Origin of the sequence: Marinobacter sp. DSM 26671 (assembly GCF_900112835.1) — a bacterium.
Taxonomy (GTDB): Bacteria; Pseudomonadota; Gammaproteobacteria; order Pseudomonadales; family Oleiphilaceae; genus Marinobacter; species Marinobacter flavimaris.
The window spans coordinates 122,334-146,828 of sequence record NZ_FONF01000006.1; the positions used below are offsets into that span (position 1 = coordinate 122,334).

Consider the following 24,495-nt stretch of genomic DNA (forward strand, 5'->3'; position numbering starts at 1 on the left):
GTTGGTATGAAAACAGCTATTTCTGTCGCGCCACCATCATAGCTTTCTCATGGTGTTCCGCCAATCGGCGGAACACCATGAATCGGTATCAGACCTTGAACTGACCGACCAGATCCCGAAGGCTCTCACCCAGGCGCGCCAGTTCGTGGCTGGCTTCGTTGGTCTGGGTGACGCCGGTATCACTGCGCTGGGCAGCATCAACGATCCGCACGACGTTCTGGTTGATCTCTTCGGCAACCTGGCTTTGTTGCTCCGAGGCTGTTGCAATCTGGGTTACCTGATCATGAATCTTACCAATCGAGGTCTCGATGGTTCGCAGCGCGCTGGTTGCATGATTGATCCTTTCGACCGTTTCCGTTGAACGGTTGCGTGATTTGTTCATCCGCTCCACCGATGCCTTGGATTCAGTCACAAAGCCGTCAATCATGGTACGAATCTGATCAGCGGACTCGGCGCTGCGTTTTGCAAGCTGGCGTACTTCATCAGCAACCACCGAGAACCCACGACCATGCTCGCCGGCCCGGGCTGCCTCAATCGCGGCATTGAGAGCCAGCAGGTTGGTCTGTTCAGTTACCGCATGGATGACATCCAGTACCTGCTGGATCTCATCGGATTTTTCCGCAAGGGCGTTGATACTGCGGGCCGTGTCCTCGATCTCCTCGGACAGCTTGTTCACCGCGCCCTGGGCACTGCTAATGGTTTCACCACCCTCACGGGCCATGCGGTCGGCGTCCGAGGCCGAGCTCTCAACCTCATTGGCATTGCCGGAAATCTGCTGGATGGTCGCGGCCATTTCATTGATCGCAGAGGCAATCTGGTCAGTCTCGGAGCCCTGTTCCTGAACCGAGGCCCGGGTTTCATTCGCGACCCGGCTGAGCTCTTCCGCCGCGGACGCCACCTGATCCGTGGTGGCGCCGACTTCTCGCATGGTGTCCTGGATCTTGACGACAAAGGCATTGAAACGACGACCGAGCTCGGCCAGCTCGTCGGTACCCTCATCCGGCAACCGCTGGCGGAGATCGCCCTCACCATCAGCAATTTCCTGCATCATGTTGCTGACGTTCTTCAGCGGCCGGGTCACGCTACGGCCAACGAATACGCCGATCACCAGAGCGATTACGACAACCACAACCGTCACCAGAAGGATAAAGCCCAGGGCCTCCGCCATGCCCGCTTCAATGTCCTCGCGAGCAGCAGCGACCTGCCGGTCAATATCGGTAATGTAGACACCAGCACCGATCATCCAGTCCCAGTCCGGGATAATGGTGGAATAGGACATCTTGGGTTCTTCATTGCCGGAGGCAGGGTTCATCCAGTCATAGCCGTAGAAGCCCTCACCGCGGGCAGCGACGAACAGATCGGCCACCAACCCCCTGACAACCGGATTCTTGGTCGGTCCTTCTTTGGAAGGGTCCGGGGCATAGGCCAGGTTGTATACATCCCTGGTATAGGCGAACACGTAGTTCGTCTCATCAAAACGGATCGAGCGCAGGCGCGCCGCTGCCGCCTCCTTCGCTTCCGCCTCCGTCATCGATGGGTCATTCTTGGCCTCCAGAACCACGGCCTCTGCGGCATCAATGAGATTCTGTAAACCAGCCTTCCGTGCTTCCAGGAGGCTGTTCTCAAGACGCTTGAGCTCATCTTCACCATTGGCCTGAATCTGACTGGCGGTGATCCACGCCAATGTTGCCGCCGTGACGAGTACCGGCACAAGTACTGCCACCAGCAAGCGCGAGCGTATTTTCACTTTACTCAAGACATTCATTTTTCCGAACTCTCCAGGGAATTTCCGTTGGTGAGGATTATCCACGGACCACTTGGCGTGATCTGTTCCAGTTTGTTAAGGCAGGTTTCAGCAGGCGCACTGATTCGCCGAGCCGCCTGCCATCGGACAAACCTTCCACCATTATTTTCAGCTAGGTACAGTAACGGCAGTAACCCGATTGTCTTGAGCGGGAATCAGACTAAAGGACCACTACGAAGGTAGGCCAATGAAGCACCTGTTTCTGGTACGCCACGCCAAGTCCAGCTGGGCCGACGAATCACTTTCTGACCGGGAACGCCCCCTCAATGCGCGGGGCATCAGCCAACTGGCCCCATTGGGAAATACCCTGAAATCTGTCGGCGCGTTCGAAGGCGATGTATACAGCAGCAACGCCAAGCGGGCCGTCGCGACACTGCAAGGCATACTGCCCGACACAGTTGCAGCCGAGCGCTGCCACACCCTGAGTGAGCTGTATACCTTTGACTATCGGCGACTACTCGCATGGCTCGAAGAGCAGGCAGAAGCTCCACAGATTACCCTGGTCGGCCACAACCCGGCGTTACTGGAACTTGCCCAGTCCCTCCTGAAGCAGCCCCCGGAACAGCTACCCACCGCCAGCGTTATTCACATCCGGCTTTCGATCAAACACTGGCGCCAGATTGGTCGCGGCAAGGGCAAACTGGTGACTCTGATAACGCCACAGGATTACAGCTACGCCCACTGCGAACGAAAGCTTAAAAAGACAGCCAGAACCGCGGGGGACGATCCTGCAAGGGACATTCCCAAGGCCCTTCACCATCAATTTGATCGGCTAAGGCAACTGGAACGGGGCGTCGCCCTTGGCCTGGATGACGAATTTCTGCACCAGTACCGGATTGCGATTCGACGCAGCCGGGCCATCGCCGAATCGGTTCAGGACGTGACTGGTGACAAGTCGCTGGCCAAGGGGGTTAAAACCCTGAAGCGCCATGCAAGGGCAACGGGCCCACTGCGCGACCTTCACGTGTTTCTTCAGGACCTGCCGGAACTTTGCGCAGATGACGCGGAAATTCGGGCAGCCTTGCAGATCTGGTTCGAGCGCGAAGCCGCCAGCCATCATAAAAAGCTGGCAAAGCGACTGAAAAGCAAGCGCTACCAGGACAGCCTGGAACACTGGCGCAATCTGATTGATTCGCGAAAGTTTCAGAAATTGGCCGCAACACTCCGGCCGAAAGACATCCGAAGGGCCGTGGAACGTCGTATCAAGGAGTTCAATAAACGCACTGCCGAGCTGATGCATACTTCACCGGATGAAGATACCCATCGGCTGCGCAAGCAACTCAAACGAATCCGTTACCTGATGGAACTGGATGCAAAAACCTGGAAGCGCAACCTGAAAACGTTAAAGGAGCGGCAAGAGCTCTATGGCCGGTTCCAGGATCTGCACGTTCAGATTTTGCTTCTCGACCAGTTCCGCCAGGCGGCGCCAGAGGTACTGCCAGCCGCGCTCAATGGAATCGTGGAAACGCTGGGAAACCACAAAGCGAACGCCCGGAAACAGATTCTGACCCTTGGAGGACTCGATGGAGCCCCGTTATGACACCCTGTTTTACGACGGACAATGCCCACTTTGCGCCAAAGAGATCCGCACCCTGCGCAAACTCCAGCGTGGCAATCTGATCTTTGCAGACATCCATGAACAGCGCGACGGCAGCGCCAACCTGCCAAGTCACGAAGCTCTGCTCAGACGCCTGCACCTGATGACCTGGACCGGCGAATGGGTCATCGGCCTGCCCGCAAATGTTCGCGCCTGGTCCCACACGCCCTTTGGTTTTCTGTTCAAACCCCTGCTGTGGCCAGGTATCTTCCAGATTGCCTCGCGCATCTACGGGAAATGGGCAGACAAACGCTATGAGCGCAAATACGCCTGCGCCATCGGAGATAACGAAACCGCTTAATCATGCATGTACGGGGTGTCGCCTGGCGCCCCAAACCCTTATCCTGAGGTATAACCTTATTCCATCAGTATGAGGAGCTTACCCATGAAAACTGCCCACGATCTGGTTGAAGCCGCCAGGAAAGAGATTCAGGAAGTACCTCTTGATCAGGCGGAAGACGCCATCAAGAACGCTGACTTACTCCTCGATGTGCGTGATGCGGATGAGTACCGGGCCGGCCACATACCCGGCGCGGTCAATATTTCCCGTGGTTTGCTGGAGTTCAAGTTCACCAATGATCCGGCGTTCGAGAGCCGCGACATGAACATTGTGTGTTACTGCAAAACGTCCGGGCGAGCGGCTCTCAGTGCAAAAGCCCTGAAAGAAATGGGCTACATGCACGTGCAGTCCATCGCCGGAGGATTTGATGCCTGGCAGGAAGCCAACAAACCGGTTGCCAAACCCGAACTGCCGTCCTTCGAGTAACGGGCGCTTACAGGCAGCAGGCCTTGTGCTTTCGGCCACTCCCGCAGGGGCAGGGTTCGTTGCGACCGGGCTTCAACTGGCCCTCGCTGGTATCACCTCGAAGGTAATACCAACGGCCCTGCTCCCGGACAAAATCGGAGTTTTCTTCGAGAAACCCCCAGCCCTTGCCCAGACGGTAGACCGCACGAAAAAGCACCGAGCCACGATCGCCGGACTGGTTGGTGTCCAGGATTTGCAAGGAGGTCCAGTCTGGTGAGTCTTCCAGGCTAAGCGTCTCTGGCCGTGAACTCTCGTGCCAGGTGGCCCGCAGATAATCCGGCAGCTTGAGAACGAAGGCCGCGTACCGGGATCGCATCAGCGCTTCCGGAGTAGACGCTACTTCGCCCTGATGGAGAGGCTGGCAGCATTCGCTGTAGGATTTACCGCTGCCGCAGGGGCAGTTTCGATTTTCAGTCTGTAGAATCATCGGGCTTCGATCGTTTCGGCTATGCTCGTAATCCGGCAGTGTATCAATATCAAACCGGCGTTGCTCCGGCCTACTCCCCTGACCTTTTTGGTGATTTCCTTTGACAGATGTGTCGCTGTTACAGATTCTTCTGGCCAACCTTGCCATTCTTGCCGGAGCTTGCCTGCAAGGCGTGGCCGGCTATGGCATTGGCACACTGGCCGCGCCATTGCTATTCCTGATAAGCCCTGTGTTAGTGCCCGGTCCCCTGATCCTGAATGCCACTCTGCTCACTGTATTCATGCTGATCCGCAATCGCGGCGCATTGCAGGTCAGGGAAGTGCGTTTTGCCATCGGTGGCGGCGTTGCCGGGGCAGTCCTGGCAGCACTGACGTTGCTGGTAATTTCGACCAAAGGCTTCGAACTGACCTTCGGCATTCTTATCCTTGCCGGCGTAGCGCTCAGTGTTGGCGGTCTCAAGCCGGCGCTCAACGCACGGAACAGCGTGCTGGCCGGAGCCGCTTCCACCTACATGGGCACGATTACCGCCGTGGGTGGACCGCCAATTGCGCTGATTTACCAGAATGAAAAGGGTCCGCTGGTCAGGGCCAACATGTCGGCCTTCTTCCTGGCTGCCAGCGTGCTGAGCCTGTCAGGCCTGCTCGCCTCCGGCTACCTGGGAACCCGAGAGCTTTTCCTGTTCGCAGTTACTTTCCCGGGAGTATTCCTGGGCTTCTGGCTGTCAGGCAAACTGGTTCACCGTATGCCCTTTGAGGGGCTTCGCCCGGTAATTCTAGGTATCGCTGCCATCGCCGGAATGGCGGCGCTGATTCGCGGGCTGATCTCACTCTAGGAATCGGACCAGAGGCGCACGCGGAATCGGTTTTTCTTCCACAATAAAGCCAGCCAGAGCGCGTGAGCATTGATCAGGAACGCCAGAATCCACTCGAATGCATCGTCCTTGCGGCTGTAGAACTCGGGCGCCACGCCATTCAGGATGACTGAGAGAATGCCTACCGCCAGAATAAGCTGGCAAAGATTCAGCAGCCTCATGCCCGTGTTCTTCCACAACGGATGGCTGCGCAATCCGGAACTGACCATCAGCTCACAGATGAACGTGAGCGAGAAATACAGAACCACGCCAATACGGCGGATCAGGTTGAAGCCGTCCCCGGCGTGTCCCAGAGCCAGGGTATAGGCGCCGAGCGAAACGCTGGCCACCAGGCCCAGCCAGGGGACCCAGGCCACACCGCTGGAATGAACGCCGAGCTGGCGCAGCCACCGACCGTTAAGCCACCAGAACAGAATGCCCAACAGAGCCGCCGGCAGCATGGTACCTTTGAAAATGAAGTAAGAGGTGCCGTGACGACCAGTCCGGCTGATGCTGGTGCAGCTGTCCCAGTAGGGATTGCATAGCTCCACATGCCCTTCCAGCACTGAAACTGTAAACGTGATATGGATGGTTAACAGCGGGATAAGAGCCGCAGCCAGTGCAAGCCACCAGAGATGGAAAAAGCGGTGATCCGACATGACGGACGATTCCCGTTCAAGTATCGAAAAGCGAATGTCGACTGTGCTTCAGGCGCTTGACCCGCGCATGATAAGCGAACACTATTTGACCAGATTTTGCAATTCAGCCTCCGCTTTTATGTTCTTCTTCCGTCAAAATGGCAGCAGCGGGTGATAGGATCTAGTCATGAATAAAAGCCATCAGGAAATTGTCGAAACCCAATTAGACGTCGCCGAACTTGCGATCGGCATGCATGTGGTTCGGCTGGACCGCCCTTGGGAGGAGACCGATTTTCTGATTCAGGGCTTTGTGATCAAAGACCAGTCAGACATTGAGGCGCTACGCGCTCAATGCGGGTTTGTTTTCATTGAGGGACGGGTTCAGAAAACGAATACCGTTCATGAGGGAACCAACCGCAATCAGAAACCATCAGGATTGCGCCGGCTTTTCAAGCGCAAATCAGCATCAGAACCGGCACCCCAAAAACCTTCCGTACCTCGTAAGCGAGTCACCTACATCAATAAGGTCGACGCTGGCACTGAGATGGCTACGGCCAGGATCCGATTCGAGGACGCGCAAGAGACCGCCAAAGCGATCATGTCAGGATTGCGGGTCGGTCGCACCCTGGACATCAACAATGCGCGCAAAGTCGTCAAAGGATGCGTTGAAAGCGTGCTTAGAAACGAGAACGCACTGATGCTACTTACCAAGATCAAGCATCAGGACGCGTATACGGCCGAGCACTGCATCAACGTCTCGATTCTTTGCGCAGCGTTTGGAAAACATCTCGGTTTGTTACAGGGCGAAATCGAGACCCTTGCGCTCCGCGGTCTGTTGCACGATGTTGGCAAAACAAAAATCCCGGACGAAATCCTGAACAAACCGGGCGCTCTGACTCCGAAAGAGTTTGAGTTGATGAGGCACCACACGACTCACGGCAGAACGATTCTCATGGGCACCAGCCATTCGCTCAACACCGCGGTCGATGTTGCGTTCAGTCATCATGAAAGAATGGATGGCTCAGGTTACCCCAGAGGCCTCGAAGCACATCAAATTCCCTACTTCGCCAAGATCGTGGGCCTTGTCGACACTTACGACGCCATTACCAGCGACCGTGTCTATGATAAAGGCAGGGCGTCCATGCAGGCGCTGGATATCATCCACAAACACCGGGGTACCCAGTTTGACGCTGAACTTGCGGATGAGTTTATCCAGCTCATCGGCATCTACCCGCCGGGCTCCATCGTGGAAATGATCAACGGAGAAGTTGGCATCGTTGTAGAGAGCAGGCCGGAGCACAAACTAAAGCCTTGCGTTTTGCTGGTCAGGGAATCTGACAAAAGCGTGATGACACCTTACCGAACGGTCGATCTGAAGGTCAGCTCGGAGGATGCCGCAGGCGAAATCTATCGAATCGCCCGCGAGGTTCCGGACGGTACCCACAACATCGTACTTCAGGAGTTTGTAGATCAGGGGCTGATCGTAACCAGACCAAGAGCGCCCGCCGAGCAGCCCTGAAACCCAACCAACCTCTCTCAGCCTGGCCGTTTTGTTACCGCCATGGTCAGCCGCGAAACACAGGTAGTTTTCCCCTCTTCGTTCTCCAGAAGGATTTCCCAGACCTGAGTCGCACTACCAATGTGAATAGGCCTGGCTGTGCCATACACCCAGCCCTTGGTAACCGGGCGGATGTGATTGGCGTTGATATCCAGTCCAACAGCGACAGTTTTCGGGTTTTTCAGGCAGCAATTGGCCGCCATACTGCCAAGGGTTTCCGCCAGCAGCACCGATGCGCCGCCATGCAGAATGCCAAAAGGCTGTACGGTGCGTTCATCAACAGGCATACGGCCTTTGACATAGTCGTCGCCAATTTCAAGGTACTCGATACCCATGTAGCTGACCGCGGTGTTTTCGCTGGATTTTGCCAGGTGTTCAAGGTTCGGGGTTCTGGTCCAGATTGCCATAGGGGACTGGTCTCGATGTTGTTTGAAACGGATTAGAAGCAAGGTACCAGTTTATACAGATAGGATGCGAACTACCAAGCCCTCCGCTTTCGATCACCGATTGCTTGCTCAATCAACTTCTCGAACTCCAGCGCTGGGAGCGGGCGGCTGAAATGGTAGCCCTGGAAACGGTTGCACCCCATGCCAACAAGGCGTTCCAGTTGCCCTTTGGTTTCCACACCTTCGGCCACTGCTGACAGTTTGAGCGCAGAGGCCAAGGCCAGGATGGTCTCTGCGATAGCCGCATCATTAGGATCATCCAGGATGTCTCGCACAAACCCCTGATCAATTTTCAACTCATCCAGAGATAGGCGCTTCAAGTAGCCGAGGGACGAGTAACCCGTGCCGAAATCATCGAGGGAGATCCGTATTCCCATGCTTCTCAGGGTTCGAAGTGTTTCCTCCACCAACTCGAGATCGTAGGCAAGAGCGCTTTCGGTGATTTCTACTTTCAGGTTTCTTGGGGAGGCACCGGTTTTTCTCAGCAGTGCCATCACCGTCGAGCAGAACGAAGGCAGGTGAAACTGCCTTGCACTCACGTTGATCGAGACCTGGAGCTGCGACAACGCACCGCCTCGCTTCTTCCAGCTGGCCACCCGGGAGAAAACATCCTCCAGCACCCAGTAGCCGACCGATTCAATGAGGCCGGTTTCCTCGGCCAGAGGAATGAACTCGGCGGGAGAAACCATACCGCGCCCCGGACAGTGCCAGCGAAGCAATGCCTCAGCACCAACAGGATCACCTTTTTCGTTAACCATGACCTGATAGTGGACTGCCAGCTGCTTCCTCCGTATCGCCATCCTGAGGTCCGACTCAAGAGCCAGCCGCTCAGATACTTTCTTCTGCATCATGGAGTCGTAGAAGCGGATGCAATTGCGGCCGTCCTCCTTGGCCCGAAACATGGCCATATCGGCCTGGCTCAGAAGCTCTTCAAGGGACGTTTCGTGATCGTAAAACAGTGTGATGCCGATGCTTGGAGTGCCCGTATATTCTATGCCGTTGAGATTATAGGGCTCGTTGAGGGCATCGCGGATTTTCTCGCAGACTTTCTCAACCTTGGCAGCAGCATCGGCCGGCTCGGCGGGAAATCCCTTCAGAATGAGAACAAACTCGTCCCCACCGAGCCGGGCAACGGTATCCCAGTCCCGGACCGTGTTTTTCAACCTCTCCCCCACCTGGACCAGAAGCTCATCGCCGGTCAGATGACCCGCGGAATCATTGATATTCTTGAAGTTGTCAAGATCAATAAATACCAGAGCACCATGATTATGATCCCGATTGCTCCCGGTTAACGCCTGCGCCAGGCGATCCCTGAGCAGGCGCCGGTTTGGCAGGCCGGTCAGTGGGTCGTAAAAGGCGAGCTTCTCGATTTCGGATTCCGATTGCTTACGGTCCGTAACATCGAAAAAATAGCCGTGCCAGGTCATGCTGTCGTCCGCTAATCGGGCTGGCACCGACCTGGCTTCCACCCAGGCCATCGTGCCATCGCATTTGTAGGCTCGAAAGTCGGTTTCAAAGGGGGTCATGCGCTGGCGAGACTCATTAACCTTTTCAAAAAAGGATGGCTTGTCTTCATCCTCGATCAGGTCGAGCAGAGGCTGGGCATCGACACCAAGCAGATCAGCCGCAAACCCGAAAAGATTTTCAACTTTCTCGCTGATGAAAGGAAAAGTTACATGTCCGTCGGGATACATCCTGAACTGGAAGATAACGCCCGGGAACTGGTCGGAATAACGATAAAGGCTATTCTCGAACCTGACGTTCCGGCCTGCCAGTATCTGTCTGTGAACAGATGCCCCCAAAACCTCACCAACCTGAAGCACGAACTCTTCTGTTTCTGAATCCAACACTCGAGACTGGTCAAGATAATCGAAACCCAGGATGCCCCGGACCTGACCTTCCAGCCTCAAACCAACCAGCACGAGACTGCGGATACTCTCCCGCTGGAACTCCAATTTCTCCTCTTCCGCATCAGGGGGCAGTTCTTGGACTTCGGGGATGACAAGCATCGATAGGGTTTGCAACTGATCCATTAGCCAGGGAAAACGGGCCATCGGTACGTTCTGAACTGCATCTCTCTGGGGTATAACGCCACTTCTGCAGGCTTCATGCGTGATGGAAATGGTCTGGGTAGCTTCGTCGAACATGATCAAATAGGAGCGATCAGCATCAAGCCGATCTCCAAGCTCAGCGATGAAGCTATGGATGCTGCCATCAAGCTCGTCGACAGTGGATCTCGACAGGCCAAGAGATAGCCTGTAAACGAACTCACGTTGATCTTGGGTCACTGCCTTCACCATCGCCATGGACTCCTTCCCAGCAATTCTTCCTGTTTGTTTTCTACCTGCTCGGAGTGTCTCTCTCAAGTTACGACAGGCGCCACATTAAAGTTCACGCCCATCTGAAAGAGACCTCCACTTAACCTGCTCCTGTGTAAAGGTCTTTATACCGCCGGATTAACTCATCGACCCGGCCAGTATTCACAAGCTCGTATAGGCTCTCCGCAATACGCTCCCTTAGCTCAAAGGAGTTACAAGGAGAGGCTTTGGAAAAAGTAAAGAACAGGCCCTCACGACTCACCGGGGGCGACAGGGAAACGAATTGATCAGCAATGCCCAGATATTCGAGTTTTACCCCGTCCTGCAACACTTCATAGAGGACATAATCCACCCGGTCAACCAGCGCCATCTGGAAGGATTGCTCAATCGACCTGACTCCCTCAATGAGGAGATTTTCTTCTGCATACCGGTCGAAATTCTGGCCAAAACTGTTGTTGATCAGTGTGCTGCCCCGCTTACCCATCAGGTCTGGCCAGTGGCGATAGACAAACTCCCGGCCTTTGGGGACCCAGACAGCGGTCGGCAGGTGCGTTATTGGCGGCAGCAAATAGTCCATATAGCCAATGCGTTCCGAGGTAATGAACGCGCCCGCCACCATGTCGATATCGCCCTGGCGTGCCATGCGCTGGACCCGGGCCCAAGAGCCTATGTCTTTCACTTCAACATTGACGCCCAATGGCTCCGTGATTTCCTTGAGCAAAGCAGGCACCGCGCCAATCAGATAGCCCGGGCGCTGCTGGTCGCGCCAGAGCAGGGGCGGATACTCCGGATTCCCGCTCACGATGAGCGTATTGCAGGAAGGGTCTGGCAATGCGTGAACCGGGGCCAGAAACACGGAAGCCACTGCGAATACAAGCGACCTACCGACAACAGAAGTAAATGACTTATTCAACTCTGACAAGACCCTCTTTGTGCCAGCCCAGACGGCCAGTTTCAACAACCTGGCGACGAATTCCCGGCACCGGCCGGATCATGAAAAGATCGCCGTTTCGGCCCACCATGGCACGGGGTACACCAGTTGCTTTGGCAATGTCAGCGTGCGCTTCCATGTGTTCAGCCTCACCATGGACCGGAATGGCAATGGCAGGCTTTACCCACTTATACATTAACTCCAGTTCTTCCTGCGCGGGATGACCTGAAGCATGAATTGGCAAATCAGCATCCTCGGCGGTGATTACCCTGACCCCCAACTCTTTCAATCTGGCCACCAGCGCCTCGATGGATTCCTCGTTGCCGGGGATGGCGCGAGCGCTGAAGATTACCGTGTCGCCCGCCTCCAGCTCAAAATCCGGATGGGTACCAGAGGCCAGTCTGCGCAGAGCCGTTCGCGGCTCGCCCTGACTGCCCGTGGCCACAGCCAGTACTTCGTCGCGCGGGAGGTACCCCAGATGTGCCGGATTGATCAAGTGGTCAGCCGAATCCCACAGCCCTGCAGCCCTGGCGGCGCCACTCATGTTGATCAAAGAGCGTCCCAATAAACCCATATAACGGCCGGTTTCCCTGGCGATTGAGGCCAGAGTATGTAATCGGGCGATATTACTGCCAAAACAGGTCACTACAACGCGGCCCTCGGCAGAGCGGATCGCCCTGAGCAATCCTTCATGCAAGGCCGCCTCGGACACCGAGTGACCCGAGACTGTGGCGTTGGTGGAGTCACATACCATGGCATTCACGCCCTCGTTTGCCAGATCGGTGAAGGTTTTTGGCGAATAGCCATGGCCTACCAGCGGCTGCTCATCCAGCTTCCAGTCACCGCTGTGGAAGATGTTACCTGCGGCGGTGCGAATCATCAGGGCGTTAGGGTCCGGGATGGAGTGAGTCAGCGCCAGCCACTGCACGGTGAATGGCCCGATCTGTTTGCTCTGGCCGGTCTCCACTTCGATGATCGGCACACGGTGCAGCAGGTCAAACTCCGACAGCTTGCGACGCAGAATTTCGGCCGTGAACCGACTGGTGTATATCGGACACTGCAGCAGCGGCCAAAGGTAGGGTACAGCTCCGACATGATCTTCGTGGGCGTGGGTAATTACCAGGCCCGCCAACCGGTCACGGCGGTCAGCGATGAACGCAGGATCCGCCATTTGAACTGGCGGCTCTCCACGATGATGCACCGTGCCATCAGCAGCAATGCGACCAGGCTTCGGAAAGGTAACACCACAATCCACCATCAACCAGGCACCATCGTGGCCATAGAGGTTGAGGTTCATACCAATTTCACCGGTTCCACCCAAAGGCAGAAACCAGAGATCAGACTGTTCGGGAATCATTCAGCAACTCGGTCCATGTACTTCAACACCAGGTCCTCGTGTATGCCTTCCAGTTCAATCAGTTTCAGCGCCGCCCGAATGTCATCGGCATACTTCAGCACGGGAGAGTTCTTCGCAACAGCAATGTAAGAGCGCTCTCCCGGCACAAAGAACGGTGAAACCTTAACATCCAGCCCCAACTCTTCGACCGTGTATAAACCCACGAGCTCTGGGGCGATCACGACATCTACCCGACCTTTCTGCATCATCAGCATCAGGTTTTCGTAACGGGGCGCAGGCTCCTTGAGAAGTCTGTCATCACTATCAAAACGGGAGAAATACGACGCCCCTTCCAAAGTGCCAATGGCTCGTCCATACAGATCAGCGTAGCGCTCAATGCGATTTTCTGCGTTAAGGTAAAAAAACAATCGCCGCTCCGGAGGAAATGCCGGCGCCACGAACTCCATGAGTTCGGTCCGTCCGGCGGTCTCCAGGGGCCCGAGCATGACATCTACCTCACCCTGCTGCACCATTCTCAAGACCCGCCGGAAAGGCGCCTCACGATAATGCACTTTCCAGCCCAGTCGATCAGAAATTTCCTGGAAGATATCTACATAGAGGCCCGTTGGCCTCCCACCCTGGATAATCCGATAGGGGGGCGCATGATTGGCCCCCACGGTTACGGTCAGCGCTTCGACGGTTTCTGTGCCCTGCTGGGCCGAAACAGGAAACACTAACGCCATCAGCACGGCGGTGAAGAGCACTCGCATTCCAGTCGTCCTTGCTTGTGAGGTTTTCAGATTCTTATGAGGTCTGGCCATCTGTCTCCAGTATAGACGGTTCAAGATCCGGGATCGTCGGATTTACGTACTGACGGTTGAATTCAGTCACTGATGGCACAACTTCATTATCACAGCAATCAAGAAGCGCCATTCATTCGTCAATGAAAAGGACGGACACCATGAAGATTCTGATGGTTCTTACATCCCATGACCAGATGGGCGACACCGGCCATAAGACCGGCTTCTGGCTCGAAGAGTTCACCGCGCCTTACTACGTTTTCCGGGATGCCGGCACAGACATCACCATTGCCTCACCGAAGGGTGGCCAGCCGCCAGTCGACCCCAACAGCGAGGCCGACGAAGCGCTGACCGAGACCACGCGTCGGTTCCAGCAGGATGCCCATGCCAAGGAATCCCTCGCCAGCACTAAAAAGCTGAGCGACGTGGACATGAACGAATACGACGCGATTTTCTATCCAGGTGGTCACGGCCCGCTCTGGGACCTGGTTAACGACGACAAGTCCATTGCCCTGATCAAGACAGCCTACGAGCAGGACAAGGTGATTGGTGCAGTTTGCCACGCACCAGCCGTGTTCAAAAACGTGGAAGTGAAACCGGGCCAGAACATCGTTGGCGGCCGGGAAGTAACAGGCTTCACCAACAGCGAGGAAGAAGCGGTTGGCCTTAGCGGCGTGGTGCCTTTCCTGCTGGAAGACATGCTGAAGGAAAACACCGCCACCTACACCCGCGGTGACGACTGGGCACCGCACATCGTGGTGGACGGCAAGCTGATTACCGGGCAAAACCCGGCCTCTTCCGAGGGGGCAGCGAAGGCCGTTGTGCAGGCTCTCCAAGAGGCCTGATCCGGCAGTAACTGCAGGATGAATCCAGGGCCAGATGAATTTCATCTGGCCTTCTTTTTTGCTTCCAGCCTACTCCCCTGCGTGACTGATCAACTCGCACGGAGCGCCCCGCTCCAGCAATTGACGAATGTGATCCGGTATCGCCACCTTGCCCATCACCGAAGGCTGAATCAGCACATAGGTGACGTCCGCATCGGCGATATATCCGTCATCCCCATACCGGAAAAACTCCAGATGCAGGGTAAATGAGGTGTTTCCGATTCGCCCGGCGCGAATGCGGGCTTCCAGAACATCGTCAAACTTCGCCGGGGCCTTCCAGTTCACCGTCAGGCTCACAACCTGGATATCCAGGTCCTGATCCAGCAGGTGCTGATAATCGCCAAACAGGGTGCGAATGTATTCGTTGACAGCAATATCAACGAAATCCGCATAACGTGCGTTGAACACCACGCCCTGGGCATCGCATTCACCATAGCGAACCCGGAAGCGAAAACGGAAAGGCAACTCACCAGCCATGACGCGCTCCGATTAAAGTTCAGTTACTGTCGCCAACAGCTTCTCATATCTGTGCTAACGTTTTGAGGAATATCTCAAAAAAGCTGGCCATCGCTATGAGCAACCCCAAGCACACCCTTTTCTGGATGACGCTGTTCCTCGGCGTGGTCGTCATCGTCGGCGCCCTGATCCACAAGCCCCTGATTTCGGCCTTTATGGCCAACTGGGTTTTCAATCTGCTGATTCTCGGGGTTCTGATCATCGGCATCGCCCTCACCTACAGGCAGGTGTTCGTGCTGTTTCCGGAACTGAAGTGGATCGCCCAGTTCAGAACCGGACACGCCGGCCTTTCGGTGGTTCAGGAGCCCAAGTTGCTGAAGCCGCTGGCAAGACAGCTCGGCGAGGACGCAACCAAGGACCGGTTCACACTGTCTACCCTTTCCCTTCGAACCGTGCTCGATGGTATCCACTCCCGCATGGACGAACAGCGGGAAATCACGCGCTATTTCATCAGCCTGCTGGTCTTCCTCGGCCTGCTGGGTACTTTCTGGGGCCTGCTGGGCACCATCAACTCGGTCGGCCAGGTCATCACCGGACTGGATATGAGCCAGGAAGACTTCGGCAAGGTGTTTGCGGAGCTTCAGGAAGGCCTGCTTACGCCGCTTGAGGGTATGGGCACCGCGTTCAGCTCCTCTCTGCTGGGATTGGGCGGCTCACTGATACTGGGCTTCCTGGATATCCAGGCTGGCCATGCCCAGAACCGCTTTTATGACGGCCTGGAGGAGTGGCTGACAGGTGTGACCAACCTCGTGGACCGGATAGACGACGAGAAAGACCTGTCATGATCGGTTCCAGGCGCCGAAGCCGAAGCACCACCAACGTCTGGCCGGGATATGTGGATGCCCTTTCGGCCTTGTTGATGCTGGTCATATTCATGCTGCTGGTCTACGTGGTCAGCCAGCTCTACCTGTCCCAGACACTCTCTGACCGGGATACCCAGCTCGCCCGACTCAATGCCCAGTTGAACGAGCTCTCGGAATTGCTCGGCCTGGAAGAAAACAGAAGCGAGGCACTGGAAAATCAGTTGACCAGCCTTCAGGAGCGGAACAACAGTCTGGTCGGTCAGCTGGAATCCACCCGTGAACAACTGATGCGGCAAACCGCCATGGCCGATGCGCAATCGGAGCGACTGGCCAGCATGGAAGAGTCGATTGACGAGAAAGACGATATATCGGCCAGCCAGCAGGCGATGATCCTGAGGCTGTCGAATCAGATAGCCTCCTTGCGAGAGCAACTCAGGCAGATTGCCTCGGCGCTGGAGCTCCAGGAACAGATGACCGCCGACAAGGAGCAGGAACTGGAACAGGTCAGCAGACGGCTGAACACCCTACTGGCCGAGCGCGTCAACCAACTCGAACAGTATCAGTCCGAGTTCTTTGCCCGGTTGCGGGATATTCTGGCAGGCAACGAGAATGTCCGGATCGTCGGCGACCGGTTCCTGCTGCCCTCCGAGCTGCTGTTTGCTTCCGCCTCGGCGGAACTGGGTGAGGAAGGCCGGCAGGAGCTCGACAAGCTAGCCAAACTACTGCTAGATGTATCCGCCAAGATTCCAGAGGACGTTGACTGGATCCTGAGGATTGATGGTCATACCGATGTCATACCTATCAATACCCCGAGATTCCCCTCGAACTGGGAGCTGTCCACCGCCCGTGCCGTGGCAGTCGTGCGCTACCTTGCAGCGCAGGGGGTACCGGAACGGCGCATGGCGGCGGCCGGATTTGGCGAGTTCTTCCCGGTGGCGGAAGGCACCTCGCCGGAAGCCCTCCAGAGAAACCGGAGGATTGAGCTGAAGCTTACAGATCGCTAACTCTGCGAGTGGGTTAACAGGGCGCTCACTGTCCTGGTGTATGGCGCCTCAATGCCCAGGCACTCGCAGCGTCTCAGGACCGCACCGGCGATACTGTCGAGTTCGAGGGGCCGTCCCTTTTCCTTGTCGACCAGCATGGACGTCTTGATGGCGTTGAAGTTGCTGATCAGGTCGAACATCTCGGCCAGATCCTCAGGCCCGAGGTTCACGTCATCGGCCTTAGACGCTGCTACGGTTTCCGCCATCATTCCATGGACAATCTTCCGGAACTCGGGGTGGTGAGTAAGGCTCCGGGTATCAAGGCCGGTCAGGGCCGAGAGCGGATTCACACCGTTGTTGATCACCAGCTTGCGCCAGAGCTCGTAACGGATGTTGTCAGAGACGGTTGTTGGAATGGCGGCCGCGGAAAAGTCCTTTTCCAGCCTGCCAAGCAAGGGAGCTCGGGGATCATCGGAGCGCTGCCGTGGCCATGCGCCCATGACAACCTGGGCAACGCCCTCAGCGAACACGTGACCGGGTTCCGTAATATGGCCACCAATACGTACAGCGAGACCACCCAAAACCCGGTCCTCACCAACCACTCGGGCAATCACCGGCTCGTTGTCGACCCCGTTCTGGAGCGACAGTATCGGCACAAACGCATTCTCCAGCCAATCGGAAAGCTCATCCATCACCGGCGCTGTCGCCGTGGACTTCAGGGCGATGACGATCAGATCAAAGTTATCGGGTTCATGCTTCTGAATCAGCTCTGTGTGGGAAAAGGCCGGCAGTGTCTGATGGAGAATCTCGCCCTCATAATCCACAGTCAGGCCATCGGTTTTTAGAGCCTTGAGATGATCACCACGCGCGGTCAGGACCAGCTCATGCCTCGCCTGGGCAAGTCTTGCCGCGTAATACCCACCGATGCCACCGGCACCAATCATTAAAATCTTCAGACCTGCCAAGGGAACCTCACCGCTCAGAAAATGCCCGCCGAATTTGACACCCAGAGGAAGCAGGCATGCCGTTAGTCTGCAGGTGCCAGGCCCATTATATCAGGACCTGTGCCGAGGCAGCGCTCAACGGCCTGACCGATTGCCAGAAGTCGCTCTTCCTGCCAGGGCCCCAACAACAACTGAAGCCCTACCGGCAAACCCATCGAATCGAAACCGACCGGCAAACTCAGCCCACAAAGGCCCAGATAATTCGCCACGGCTGTGTTGCGCAGAACCTGCATATTGGCCGCTACATAGGCATCAGGGTCGGCGAGACTGCTCACGGTTGGCGGAGTGAGCGTAACCGTCGGTGTCAGCAGAGCATCCACCGTTGATAGTTCTTCGGCCGCCTGAGCAGACAAACGATCAATCAGGGCACGGCGTTGAATGTACTCCCAAGCGGGTAATCCCTCGGCTTTGCGAAGCCGCGCCGCCACAACGGGATCAAGAGACGATCTGTAATCCGGTAACTCTTCCCTGATAAAAGCAGCCAGTTCCGGTGCAGCCACGCCACCCTTGAGGAACATTGAATGAACCGTTGCCAGACCGGACAACTCAAACTTCACCAGCCGGGCGCCGGCGGATTCAAGCTGTTTAAGGGATGCTTCTACGGTTTCCGCAATTCCGGGACTGCAATCTTCCCAAAAAAAGCTATCGGGAACACCCAGGGTCAAATCTGACAGGTTCGGGATATCAGGCATCCGGACTCCCCTCCGGCATATCATCGGGTCAAGCGCCGCGAATGCGAAGGCCAGATCCCCAGCACGACGGGCCAGCAAACCGGGTGTATCCAGCGTTTTCGAAAGTGGGACAATTCCTGAGGTAGGCCAGCGCCCGCCTGTGGTCTTGAGGCCGGCCACACCAGTCATCGCTGCAGGAACGCGCACAGAGCCTGCGGTATCAGTGCCTATAGCGAGCGCCGCGGTTCCCTTGATCAAAGATACACCCGCACCTGAACTCGACCCGCCAGGCACCCGATGTTCATTTTTGCACCAGGGGTTTTTGGGGGTTGGCCAATGGGCGTTTGTTCCCAGCCCCCCGAAGGCGAACTCCACGCAATGGGTTTTACCCACCACTGGAGCCAGCTGAGATTGCAAGGCGCGAACCAGGGGCCCTTCAGCCTCCCAGCTTTTCGGCAAGGCTCTCGCACAACCGGCGTAAGTGGGAAAGCCCGACACCCCGAACATGTCCTTTACCGATACGGGGATACCCATCAACGGCCCAGTGACGCCGCCGGCAGCCCTGACTTGGTCAGCGGCGCGGGCAAGCTCCAATGCCGGCTCCGGGCGCCAGCTGATGTAGGCTCGGTTATCACATTCTTTGCTGGCCTCGATCGAGGCTTCAACCAGAGACTCCGCTTTCACATTGCCGGAACGGAACCCTTCTGCAAGGGCTCTCATTGGCATCGATAGCAACATCCTCCCGGCTATGGCCACTACCTCATCCAGCCAAATCCGGACAGCATCTGGCCGGCATTATTCATACCGCTGCTAAACATCCGCTGTGGGAACTTACATCCGCCAAGCGTGAACGCGGCGTTCAGGAGGCACACGGTTGGATCTTCCAATTTACGGTGATGCCTGTTACCGGACTGGCCGCCCTTGAAGGAGATCGCAGCACCCCACTGCTGGTCCTGAACCCAGCCACTGATCATTTCCCGCAGGTGTCGGTCATGCAGCGATACCCGGCTTTCGCGCTTGTCGTCCAGGCAGATCACGAGAACTCCCTGCTCACGAATGGTTTCCAGACATTGCCCGACAAGGCGGTACTCTCCTTCACTCATGCCGGTATTAAGTCGGAGTTCACTGAGATCCGCCGGTTCTTCGGAAAGCAACGCCCGAAGAAAATTCTCTCTCCCCTCCGACGTTTCATTCTGAATAGCCGGTGCAAAGCCCCGGGCACTGAGCAGAGAAAAGACACGCTCCGAACGCTCATGGTCGCCTTTCAGGTGGGTGACCAACGGCGCCTGGAGACTTGTGTCCGTGCTTAACAGCAAAACACTCCTGACACTCTGCCCCCAGATCATCCGCGCTGGTCCGGAGCCAGCCTGTCGCTGAGCTTCCAGGCTTCGTGCATCACAAGAGACAAATAACACCGGCAGCTTGTCCACGATGTCCTCCAAAACTGGCCTATCGAGAGGCCGGGGCTTATTTCCCCAGCTTCTTTGCGGATTGACCACCGATACCGAAATGCTGCTTCGGCATTTCATTGATGATGATCCGGACACTCTCTACAGGCGCCCCTAGCGAACGGCAAAGTGCGTCGGTGACCTCCCTGATGAGCGCTTCCTTTTGCTCATCAGACCGGCCTTCCAGGATGTTGATCTGGGCGACAGGCATAAAAACTCCTTATTCGAATCGAGCGGATACCGTACCCAGGCCCTGATATCGGACCGTGATGTTATCACCGGGCTCAACCGTGATGGCTGCGGTAATACCGCCGGTCATGATGAAGGTGCCAGCCGGGATGTGTTCGCCTCGTTCAGCCAGCAGATTGGCCAGCATGGCGACACTGGAAGCCGGATGGCCCAGAACCGCGGCGCCGGCACCCACGTCCACCACTTCACCGTTCTTCTCGACCACAACACCCAGGGTTTTCAGGTCCACGTCGGCAACATCCGCCATCTGACCGCCGGTGATAAACCGGGTGGATGAGGCGTTGTCCGCCACCACGCTCACCAGGTCAAACTTGAAGTTCTCGTAACGGGAGTCGATCACCTCCACCGCGGGAATCACAAAATCCGTGGCGGCCAGAACCTGGCCGATGTGGCAGCCAGGGCCTTTCAACGGTTCCTTGGTCACAAAGGCGATCTCGGCCTCAATCTTCGGGTGGATCAGTTCTTTGGTGTTCACCACCCCACCATCCGGCACGCTGAAGTAATCGGCCAGGAATCCGTAGATCGGGGTCTCCACACCCATCTGGGCCATCTTGGCCCAGGAGGTAAGGCCCATTTTCATACCAACGACTTTGTTGCCACGGGCTTCCTTGCGACGGCGGATTTCCCACTGCACATCGTAGGCATCCTCGAAGGTCATATCCGGAAAGTCGTTGGTGACCTTGGTGATGTCATGGGCCTGCAGCTCGGCGTTTTCCACATGTTCTGCCAGGGCCAGGACCTGTTCACGGCTCAATGTCTTGCTCATGCGTTCTGCTCCTTCTGTGCCGCCAGCAGATCCAGCGCCACATCCACAATCATGTCTTCCTGGCCACCCACCATGCGGCGTTTGCCCAGTTCCACCAGAATATCCACGGTCTTCAGGCCGTATTTCTGCGCCGCCACTTCGGAGTGGCGCAGGAAGCTGGAATAGACACCGGCATAGCCCAGGGCCAGGGTCTCGCGGTCCACCCGCACCGGGCGGTCCTGCAAGGGGCGCACAATGTCATCGGCCGCGTCCATCAGGGCGTACACGTCCGTGCCATGCTCCCAGCCCATCTTGTCAAAGGCCGCAATGCACACTTCCAGCGGTGCGTTGCCGGCGCCAGCACCCATGCCGGCCAGGGAAGCATCGATCCGGTCACAACCTTCCTCAACGGCAACAATGGAATTGGCCACGCCCAGCGCGAGATTGTGATGAGCATGCATGCCCGTCTGGGTCTCCGGCTTGAGCACATCCTTGAGTGCCCGGAACCTGTCCCGGATGTCGTTCATGTTCATGGCGCCGCCGGAGTCGACGACGTACAGGCAGGTGGCGCCGTAGTCTTCCATCAGCTTGGCCTGCTCTGCCAACCCTTTTGGTGTCTGCATGTGGCTCATCATCAGAAAGCCGACGGTGTCCATGCCCAGCTTGCGGGCGTGTTCAATGTGCTGTTTCGAGACATCAGCTTCGGTGCAGTGGGTTGCCACACGCACAATCCGGGCACCGGCGTAGTAGGCGTTGTCCAGGTCATGGACGGTACCGATGCCGGGCAACAGCAGGGTGGCGATTTTGGCGTGCTCGATCACTTCCGCCACCGCCTCGATCCACTCCAGATCAGTGTGGGCGCCGAAGCCGTAATTGAAGCTTGAGCCCTGAAGGCCATCACCGTGGGCCACTTCAATACTGTCGACCTTCGCCTTGTCCAGTGCCCGTGCGATGTCCTGCACGTTCTTGATGGAGTACTGGTGGCGGATGGCGTGGCTGCCGTCGCGCAGGGTGACGTCGGAGATGTAGAGTTTTTTGCCGGGGTTGAATGTCATGGGAATATCCTCCTCAGTTGACCAGCGATTCGGCGATGCGCTCGGCGGTACCGAGAGCGGCGGAGGTCATGATGTCCAGATTGCCTGCATAGGCCGGCAGGTAGTGGGCCGCGCCCTCCACTTCCAGGAAGATGGAAGTCTTCAGGCCGCTGAAGCGACCCAGGCCTGGAACGTTCATGGGCTGGTCTTCGGGGATGTCATCAAACTGCACTTTCTGCTTCAGGCGGTAGCCTGGCACATAGCTGTTTACGGCCTGGACCATTTCTTCCACCGAGGCCTCCACTTCAGCCTTGTCTGCTGCGTCGGAGAGCACGTACACGGTATCGCGCATCAGGAGGGGCGGCTCGGCCGGGTTCAGGATGATGATGGCCTTGCCCTTCTGGGCACCGCCCACCACCTCAATGGCCCGGGACGTGGTTTCGGTAAACTCGTCGATATTGGCGCGGGTACCGGGGCCGGCGGACTTCGAGGAAATCGAGGCAACGATTTCGGCGTAGTGGGCCTTGGCCACTCGTGATACCGCCGCAACCATAGGAATGGTGGCCTGGCCGCCGCAGGTAACCATGTTGACGTTGCCTTCCTGAAGCTGCTGCTCAAGATTCACCACCGGCACGCAGTAGGGGCCGATCGCCGCAGGCGTCATATCAATAATCTTGATGCTCTCCTTGTGGCCGCGCAGAAAAACCTCGTTGTGCATGTGGGCCTTCGCGGAGGTTGCATCGAATACAATGTCGATGTCGGCGAATTCCGGCATCTTCACCAGTCCGTCCACGCCTTCGTGGGTGGTGGCCACGCCCATGCGGGCAGCTCGGGCCAGACCGTCCGATTCCGGATCGATACCGACCATGGCGCCCATTTCAATGTTCTTACCATTGCGCAGAATCTTGATCATCAGATCGGTGCCGATGTTGCCCGAGCCGATGATCGCTGCCTTGATTTTCTTGCTCATAGCCTTTTCCTCATTGTTCTTTTCGGTCATGCGAAGCGCACGGATGCGCTACCGATGCCGCCGATGTCGACCCGCATGTAATCACCGGCCTTGACCGGCTCAAGGGGTACCAGCGAGCCGGACAGAATGACTTCGCCGGCCTTAAGGGAAATACCGAACTCACCCAGCGTGTTCGCCAGCCAGGTAACACAATTCACTGGCGAGCCCAGGGCCGCTGCCCCGGCGCCCGCACTGATCACGCTGCCGTTCTTCTCGACGACCATGCCGCAGGTAACCAGATCCACCTTGCGAGGCGATACCGCCTGGTCCCCGAGCACAAACAGGCCGCAGGAAGCGTTGTCGGCAATGGTGTCCTGAATGGCGATCTTCCAGTCCTGGATGCGGGAATCGACAATCTCGAAACAGGGCATCACGCATTCCGTAGCCGCCAGAACGTCGGCGTTGGTCACGCCCGGACCGGTCAGGTCTTTTTTCAGGATGAAGGCAATTTCGCCCTCTGCGCGCGGCGCGATCAGCCGGTCGCTGATGGGCATGACCTCACCGCTGTTGAACACCATGTCGTCGGTGAGATAGCCAAAATCCGGCTGATGGACGTTGAGCATGTTCTGTACGGCTTTGCTGGTAACGCCAATCTTCTTGCCAATAATCGAGGCGCCATCCGCCAGACGACGTTCCAGCATGCGCAGGGAAATGTGGTAGGCATCGTTAATTCTGATGTCTTCACCACGGCTGGTGAGCGGGGACACGGCCTCCCGCTTGATCATGGCTTCGTAGAGTTCGTCACCGAACGCCTGGATCTTTGCCTGTTCCATTACTTACCTCCGGCAGCGGCTTGATCCGCTTCGTTCAGGAAATCATCGACCAGACGGGCAAACCGGCTGGCGTGTTCAATTTGGGTCCAGTGGCCGCAGCGGCCAAACACATGCAGCTGGGCGCGATCAATCAGTTCGGCCAACTTGAGTGACGCTTCCAGAGGAATCACTTCGTCTTCGCGGCCGTGAATGATCAGGGTCTCGTTGGGCAGTTTACGAATGGCTTCTTCAGGGCTGGCCAGATTGTCCACCCAGCGCTGACGCGGGGCCGGGAACATGGCCGCAAAAGACTCCTGAAAGCCCGGTCGAATGCTGGCCCGGTAACGCATTTCTGCCAGTTCTTCGGTCAGCAGGCCTTTGTTGAAGGCAAACACATCCATCAAATTGCGCATGGCATCCAGAGAAGGCTGGTAACCCCAGACTTCGTCCAGACCCTGGGTGATCGGAAAGCTGACCCCGGCAGAGCCCATCAGTACCAAACGGCGAACCCGCTCCGGATGCTCGATGGCCAACGACAATGCCAGACCACCACCAAAGGAGTTACCGACCAGATCGACCTGTTCGAGCCCCAGCTCGTCCATAACACCGATGGCGTGCTTCACCCAGCGCTCCCGGTTATAAACCTGGTCTTCCGGGCGTTCGCTGTAGCCAAAGCCGAGCATGTCTGGCGCAACCACCCGGCGGTGTTTGGCCAGCTCGGGGATCACCAGGCGCCAGTTGGCCCAGGCGGTTACCCCTGGGCCGGAACCGTGGATCATCATCAGCGGGAAGCCACCTTCGCCGTGATCGTGTACATTGGTCCGGTAGCCGGCCGCGGTGATTTCACGCCCGATTTCAGGGCTGTCTACAGATGCGTTCATGGCTAC

At 56.9% G+C, this 24,495-nt stretch carries 26 protein-coding genes; 8 read left to right on the forward strand and 18 right to left on the reverse strand.

What is annotated here, in order from left to right; translation table 11 throughout:
* Positions 1-88: 88 nt before the first annotated feature.
* A complete protein-coding gene (locus BM035_RS08760) occupies positions 89-1,765 on the reverse strand; it encodes a methyl-accepting chemotaxis protein (RefSeq protein ID WP_092031186.1) in 1,677 nt (558 codons plus the stop codon).
* Between the two features lie 226 nt (positions 1,766-1,991).
* Here BM035_RS08760 and BM035_RS08765 point away from each other — a divergent pair, with 226 nt between their 5' ends.
* From BM035_RS08765 to BM035_RS08775, 3 genes are all read left to right on the forward strand, one after another.
* Positions 1,992-3,344, forward strand: coding sequence for a CHAD domain-containing protein (locus tag BM035_RS08765; RefSeq protein WP_092031188.1), 1,353 nt, complete (start codon positions 1,992-1,994; stop codon positions 3,342-3,344).
* Positions 3,328-3,702 carry a thiol-disulfide oxidoreductase DCC family protein gene (locus BM035_RS08770; RefSeq protein ID WP_008177187.1) on the forward strand — a complete coding sequence of 125 codons (375 nt, stop codon included), beginning with the start codon at positions 3,328-3,330 and terminating at the stop codon, positions 3,700-3,702. The genes BM035_RS08765 and BM035_RS08770 overlap by 17 nt, the downstream gene beginning before the upstream one ends.
* Positions 3,703-3,786: 84 nt before the next feature.
* Complete coding sequence (locus BM035_RS08775; protein WP_008177185.1) at positions 3,787-4,167, forward strand: rhodanese-like domain-containing protein; 381 nt, start codon at positions 3,787-3,789, stop codon at positions 4,165-4,167.
* Positions 4,168-4,174: 7 nt separating this feature from the next.
* Here BM035_RS08775 and BM035_RS08780 read toward each other — a convergent pair whose 3' ends face one another.
* The gene (locus tag BM035_RS08780) at positions 4,175-4,780 is read right to left on the reverse strand and encodes a YchJ family protein (protein ID WP_339621409.1); all 606 of its coding nucleotides are present in this window, start codon (positions 4,778-4,780) and stop codon (positions 4,175-4,177) included.
* On the opposite strand from BM035_RS08780, the gene BM035_RS08785 reads away from it, so the two are divergent.
* Positions 4,743-5,465 (forward strand): sulfite exporter TauE/SafE family protein, encoded by a 723-nt coding sequence (locus BM035_RS08785; RefSeq protein WP_227497899.1) that lies wholly within the window; start codon positions 4,743-4,745, stop codon positions 5,463-5,465. The genes BM035_RS08780 and BM035_RS08785 overlap by 38 nt on opposite strands.
* Here the strand turns inward: BM035_RS08785 and BM035_RS08790 are convergent.
* Positions 5,462-6,142, reverse strand: coding sequence for a hypothetical protein (locus BM035_RS08790; RefSeq protein ID WP_008177181.1), 681 nt, complete (start codon positions 6,140-6,142; stop codon positions 5,462-5,464). The two genes, BM035_RS08785 and BM035_RS08790, sit on opposite strands and share 4 nt — an antisense overlap.
* 166 nt (positions 6,143-6,308) lie before the next feature.
* Here BM035_RS08790 and BM035_RS08795 point away from each other — a divergent pair, with 166 nt between their 5' ends.
* Positions 6,309-7,640, forward strand: a complete 1,332-nt coding sequence (locus BM035_RS08795; RefSeq protein WP_092031190.1) for an HD-GYP domain-containing protein — start codon at positions 6,309-6,311, stop codon at positions 7,638-7,640.
* Between the two features lie 17 nt (positions 7,641-7,657).
* Here the strand turns inward: BM035_RS08795 and BM035_RS08800 are convergent, their stop codons facing one another.
* The 5 genes from BM035_RS08800 to BM035_RS08820 all read right to left on the reverse strand — a co-directional run bounded on the left by BM035_RS08800 (position 7,658) and on the right by BM035_RS08820 (position 13,480).
* Positions 7,658-8,086, reverse strand: a complete 429-nt coding sequence (locus BM035_RS08800; protein WP_008177177.1) for a hotdog fold thioesterase — start codon at positions 8,084-8,086, stop codon at positions 7,658-7,660.
* Between the two features lie 71 nt (positions 8,087-8,157).
* On the reverse strand, positions 8,158-10,431 hold the full coding sequence (locus BM035_RS08805; RefSeq protein WP_227497893.1) for a putative bifunctional diguanylate cyclase/phosphodiesterase: 2,274 nt from the start codon (positions 10,429-10,431) through the stop codon (positions 8,158-8,160).
* Positions 10,432-10,543: 112 nt separating this feature from the next.
* Complete coding sequence (locus tag BM035_RS08810; protein WP_092031192.1) at positions 10,544-11,299, reverse strand: substrate-binding periplasmic protein; 756 nt, start codon at positions 11,297-11,299, stop codon at positions 10,544-10,546.
* A gap of 49 nt (positions 11,300-11,348) precedes the next feature.
* Positions 11,349-12,731 (reverse strand): ribonuclease J, encoded by a 1,383-nt coding sequence (locus BM035_RS08815; protein ID WP_092031194.1) that lies wholly within the window; start codon positions 12,729-12,731, stop codon positions 11,349-11,351.
* A complete protein-coding gene (locus BM035_RS08820; protein ID WP_053113761.1) occupies positions 12,728-13,480 on the reverse strand; it encodes a substrate-binding periplasmic protein in 753 nt (250 codons plus the stop codon). The genes BM035_RS08815 and BM035_RS08820 overlap by 4 nt, the downstream gene beginning before the upstream one ends.
* A 191-nt stretch (positions 13,481-13,671) precedes the next feature.
* Here BM035_RS08820 and BM035_RS08825 point away from each other — a divergent pair, with 191 nt between their 5' ends.
* On the forward strand, positions 13,672-14,355 hold the full coding sequence (locus BM035_RS08825) for a type 1 glutamine amidotransferase domain-containing protein (protein ID WP_008177166.1): 684 nt from the start codon (positions 13,672-13,674) through the stop codon (positions 14,353-14,355).
* 69 nt (positions 14,356-14,424) lie between these two features.
* Here BM035_RS08825 and BM035_RS08830 read toward each other — a convergent pair whose 3' ends face one another.
* A complete protein-coding gene (locus BM035_RS08830; protein ID WP_008177165.1) occupies positions 14,425-14,871 on the reverse strand; it encodes an acyl-CoA thioesterase in 447 nt (148 codons plus the stop codon).
* A 95-nt stretch (positions 14,872-14,966) separates the two neighbouring features.
* Here BM035_RS08830 and BM035_RS08835 point away from each other — a divergent pair, with 95 nt between their 5' ends.
* Positions 14,967-15,695, forward strand: a complete 729-nt coding sequence (locus BM035_RS08835; protein WP_014579156.1) for a MotA/TolQ/ExbB proton channel family protein — start codon at positions 14,967-14,969, stop codon at positions 15,693-15,695.
* The gene (locus BM035_RS08840; protein WP_008177163.1) at positions 15,692-16,717 is read left to right on the forward strand and encodes a peptidoglycan -binding protein; all 1,026 of its coding nucleotides are present in this window, start codon (positions 15,692-15,694) and stop codon (positions 16,715-16,717) included. The genes BM035_RS08835 and BM035_RS08840 overlap by 4 nt, the downstream gene beginning before the upstream one ends.
* Here the strand turns inward: BM035_RS08840 and BM035_RS08845 are convergent.
* The 9 genes from BM035_RS08845 to BM035_RS08885 all read right to left on the reverse strand — a co-directional run bounded on the left by BM035_RS08845 (position 16,714) and on the right by BM035_RS08885 (position 24,489).
* A complete protein-coding gene (locus BM035_RS08845) occupies positions 16,714-17,661 on the reverse strand; it encodes a ketopantoate reductase family protein (protein ID WP_254775444.1) in 948 nt (315 codons plus the stop codon). The two genes, BM035_RS08840 and BM035_RS08845, sit on opposite strands and share 4 nt — an antisense overlap.
* 62 nt (positions 17,662-17,723) lie before the next feature.
* Positions 17,724-19,097, reverse strand: a complete 1,374-nt coding sequence (locus tag BM035_RS08850; RefSeq protein ID WP_217646336.1) for an amidase — start codon at positions 19,095-19,097, stop codon at positions 17,724-17,726.
* A 29-nt stretch (positions 19,098-19,126) separates the two neighbouring features.
* Complete coding sequence (locus BM035_RS08855) at positions 19,127-19,687, reverse strand: hypothetical protein (protein ID WP_175497371.1); 561 nt, start codon at positions 19,685-19,687, stop codon at positions 19,127-19,129.
* Between the two features lie 151 nt (positions 19,688-19,838).
* Positions 19,839-20,030: a 2-hydroxymuconate tautomerase gene (locus BM035_RS08860; RefSeq protein WP_092031201.1), complete on the reverse strand. Its 192-nt coding sequence runs from the start codon at positions 20,028-20,030 to the stop codon at positions 19,839-19,841.
* A 9-nt stretch (positions 20,031-20,039) separates the two neighbouring features.
* On the reverse strand, positions 20,040-20,834 hold the full coding sequence (gene dmpH, locus BM035_RS08865; protein WP_069182675.1) for a 2-oxo-3-hexenedioate decarboxylase: 795 nt from the start codon (positions 20,832-20,834) through the stop codon (positions 20,040-20,042).
* Positions 20,831-21,868 carry a 4-hydroxy-2-oxovalerate aldolase gene (dmpG, locus tag BM035_RS08870; protein WP_092031202.1) on the reverse strand — a complete coding sequence of 346 codons (1,038 nt, stop codon included), beginning with the start codon at positions 21,866-21,868 and terminating at the stop codon, positions 20,831-20,833. The genes dmpH and dmpG overlap by 4 nt, the downstream gene beginning before the upstream one ends.
* 13 nt (positions 21,869-21,881) lie before the next feature.
* Positions 21,882-22,817: an acetaldehyde dehydrogenase (acetylating) gene (locus BM035_RS08875; RefSeq protein WP_062783127.1), complete on the reverse strand. Its 936-nt coding sequence runs from the start codon at positions 22,815-22,817 to the stop codon at positions 21,882-21,884.
* 26 nt (positions 22,818-22,843) lie between these two features.
* A complete protein-coding gene (gene dmpE / locus BM035_RS08880; protein ID WP_092031204.1) occupies positions 22,844-23,629 on the reverse strand; it encodes a 2-oxopent-4-enoate hydratase in 786 nt (261 codons plus the stop codon).
* Positions 23,629-24,489 carry an alpha/beta fold hydrolase gene (locus BM035_RS08885; RefSeq protein WP_092031205.1) on the reverse strand — a complete coding sequence of 287 codons (861 nt, stop codon included), beginning with the start codon at positions 24,487-24,489 and terminating at the stop codon, positions 23,629-23,631. The genes dmpE and BM035_RS08885 overlap by 1 nt, the downstream gene beginning before the upstream one ends.
* Between the last annotated feature and the right edge of the window lie 6 nt (positions 24,490-24,495).

Excerpts from the sequence above, each read along its gene's own strand:
- BM035_RS08795 (WP_092031190.1), top strand. The coding sequence starts at position 6,309 with ATGAATAAAAGCCATCAGGAAATTGTCGAAACCCAATTAGACGTCGCC.
- BM035_RS08830 (WP_008177165.1), bottom strand. The coding sequence starts at position 14,871 with ATGGCTGGTGAGTTGCCTTTCCGTTTTCGCTTCCGGGTTCGCTATGGT.
- BM035_RS08815 (WP_092031194.1), bottom strand. The coding sequence starts at position 12,731 with ATGATTCCCGAACAGTCTGATCTCTGGTTTCTGCCTTTGGGTGGAACC.
- BM035_RS08825 (WP_008177166.1), top strand. The coding sequence starts at position 13,672 with ATGAAGATTCTGATGGTTCTTACATCCCATGACCAGATGGGCGACACC.
- BM035_RS08840 (WP_008177163.1), top strand. The coding sequence starts at position 15,692 with ATGATCGGTTCCAGGCGCCGAAGCCGAAGCACCACCAACGTCTGGCCG.
- BM035_RS08820 (WP_053113761.1), bottom strand. The coding sequence starts at position 13,480 with ATGCGAGTGCTCTTCACCGCCGTGCTGATGGCGTTAGTGTTTCCTGTT.
- BM035_RS08790 (WP_008177181.1), bottom strand. The coding sequence starts at position 6,142 with ATGTCGGATCACCGCTTTTTCCATCTCTGGTGGCTTGCACTGGCTGCG.
- BM035_RS08780 (WP_339621409.1), bottom strand. The coding sequence starts at position 4,780 with ATGGCAAGGTTGGCCAGAAGAATCTGTAACAGCGACACATCTGTCAAA.
- BM035_RS08860 (WP_092031201.1), bottom strand. The coding sequence starts at position 20,030 with ATGCCTGTCGCCCAGATCAACATCCTGGAAGGCCGGTCTGATGAGCAA.
- BM035_RS08760 (WP_092031186.1), bottom strand. The coding sequence starts at position 1,765 with ATGAATGTCTTGAGTAAAGTGAAAATACGCTCGCGCTTGCTGGTGGCA.
- BM035_RS08805 (WP_227497893.1), bottom strand. The coding sequence starts at position 10,431 with ATGGCGATGGTGAAGGCAGTGACCCAAGATCAACGTGAGTTCGTTTAC.
- BM035_RS08835 (WP_014579156.1), top strand. The coding sequence starts at position 14,967 with ATGAGCAACCCCAAGCACACCCTTTTCTGGATGACGCTGTTCCTCGGC.
- dmpG (WP_092031202.1), bottom strand. The coding sequence starts at position 21,868 with ATGACATTCAACCCCGGCAAAAAACTCTACATCTCCGACGTCACCCTG.
- BM035_RS08770 (WP_008177187.1), top strand. The coding sequence starts at position 3,328 with ATGGAGCCCCGTTATGACACCCTGTTTTACGACGGACAATGCCCACTT.
- BM035_RS08850 (WP_217646336.1), bottom strand. The coding sequence starts at position 19,097 with ATGCCAATGAGAGCCCTTGCAGAAGGGTTCCGTTCCGGCAATGTGAAA.
- BM035_RS08765 (WP_092031188.1), top strand. The coding sequence starts at position 1,992 with ATGAAGCACCTGTTTCTGGTACGCCACGCCAAGTCCAGCTGGGCCGAC.
- dmpE (WP_092031204.1), bottom strand. The coding sequence starts at position 23,629 with ATGGAACAGGCAAAGATCCAGGCGTTCGGTGACGAACTCTACGAAGCC.
- BM035_RS08885 (WP_092031205.1), bottom strand. The coding sequence starts at position 24,489 with ATGAACGCATCTGTAGACAGCCCTGAAATCGGGCGTGAAATCACCGCG.
- dmpH (WP_069182675.1), bottom strand. The coding sequence starts at position 20,834 with ATGAGCAAGACATTGAGCCGTGAACAGGTCCTGGCCCTGGCAGAACAT.
- BM035_RS08775 (WP_008177185.1), top strand. The coding sequence starts at position 3,787 with ATGAAAACTGCCCACGATCTGGTTGAAGCCGCCAGGAAAGAGATTCAG.
- BM035_RS08800 (WP_008177177.1), bottom strand. The coding sequence starts at position 8,086 with ATGGCAATCTGGACCAGAACCCCGAACCTTGAACACCTGGCAAAATCC.
- BM035_RS08875 (WP_062783127.1), bottom strand. The coding sequence starts at position 22,817 with ATGAGCAAGAAAATCAAGGCAGCGATCATCGGCTCGGGCAACATCGGC.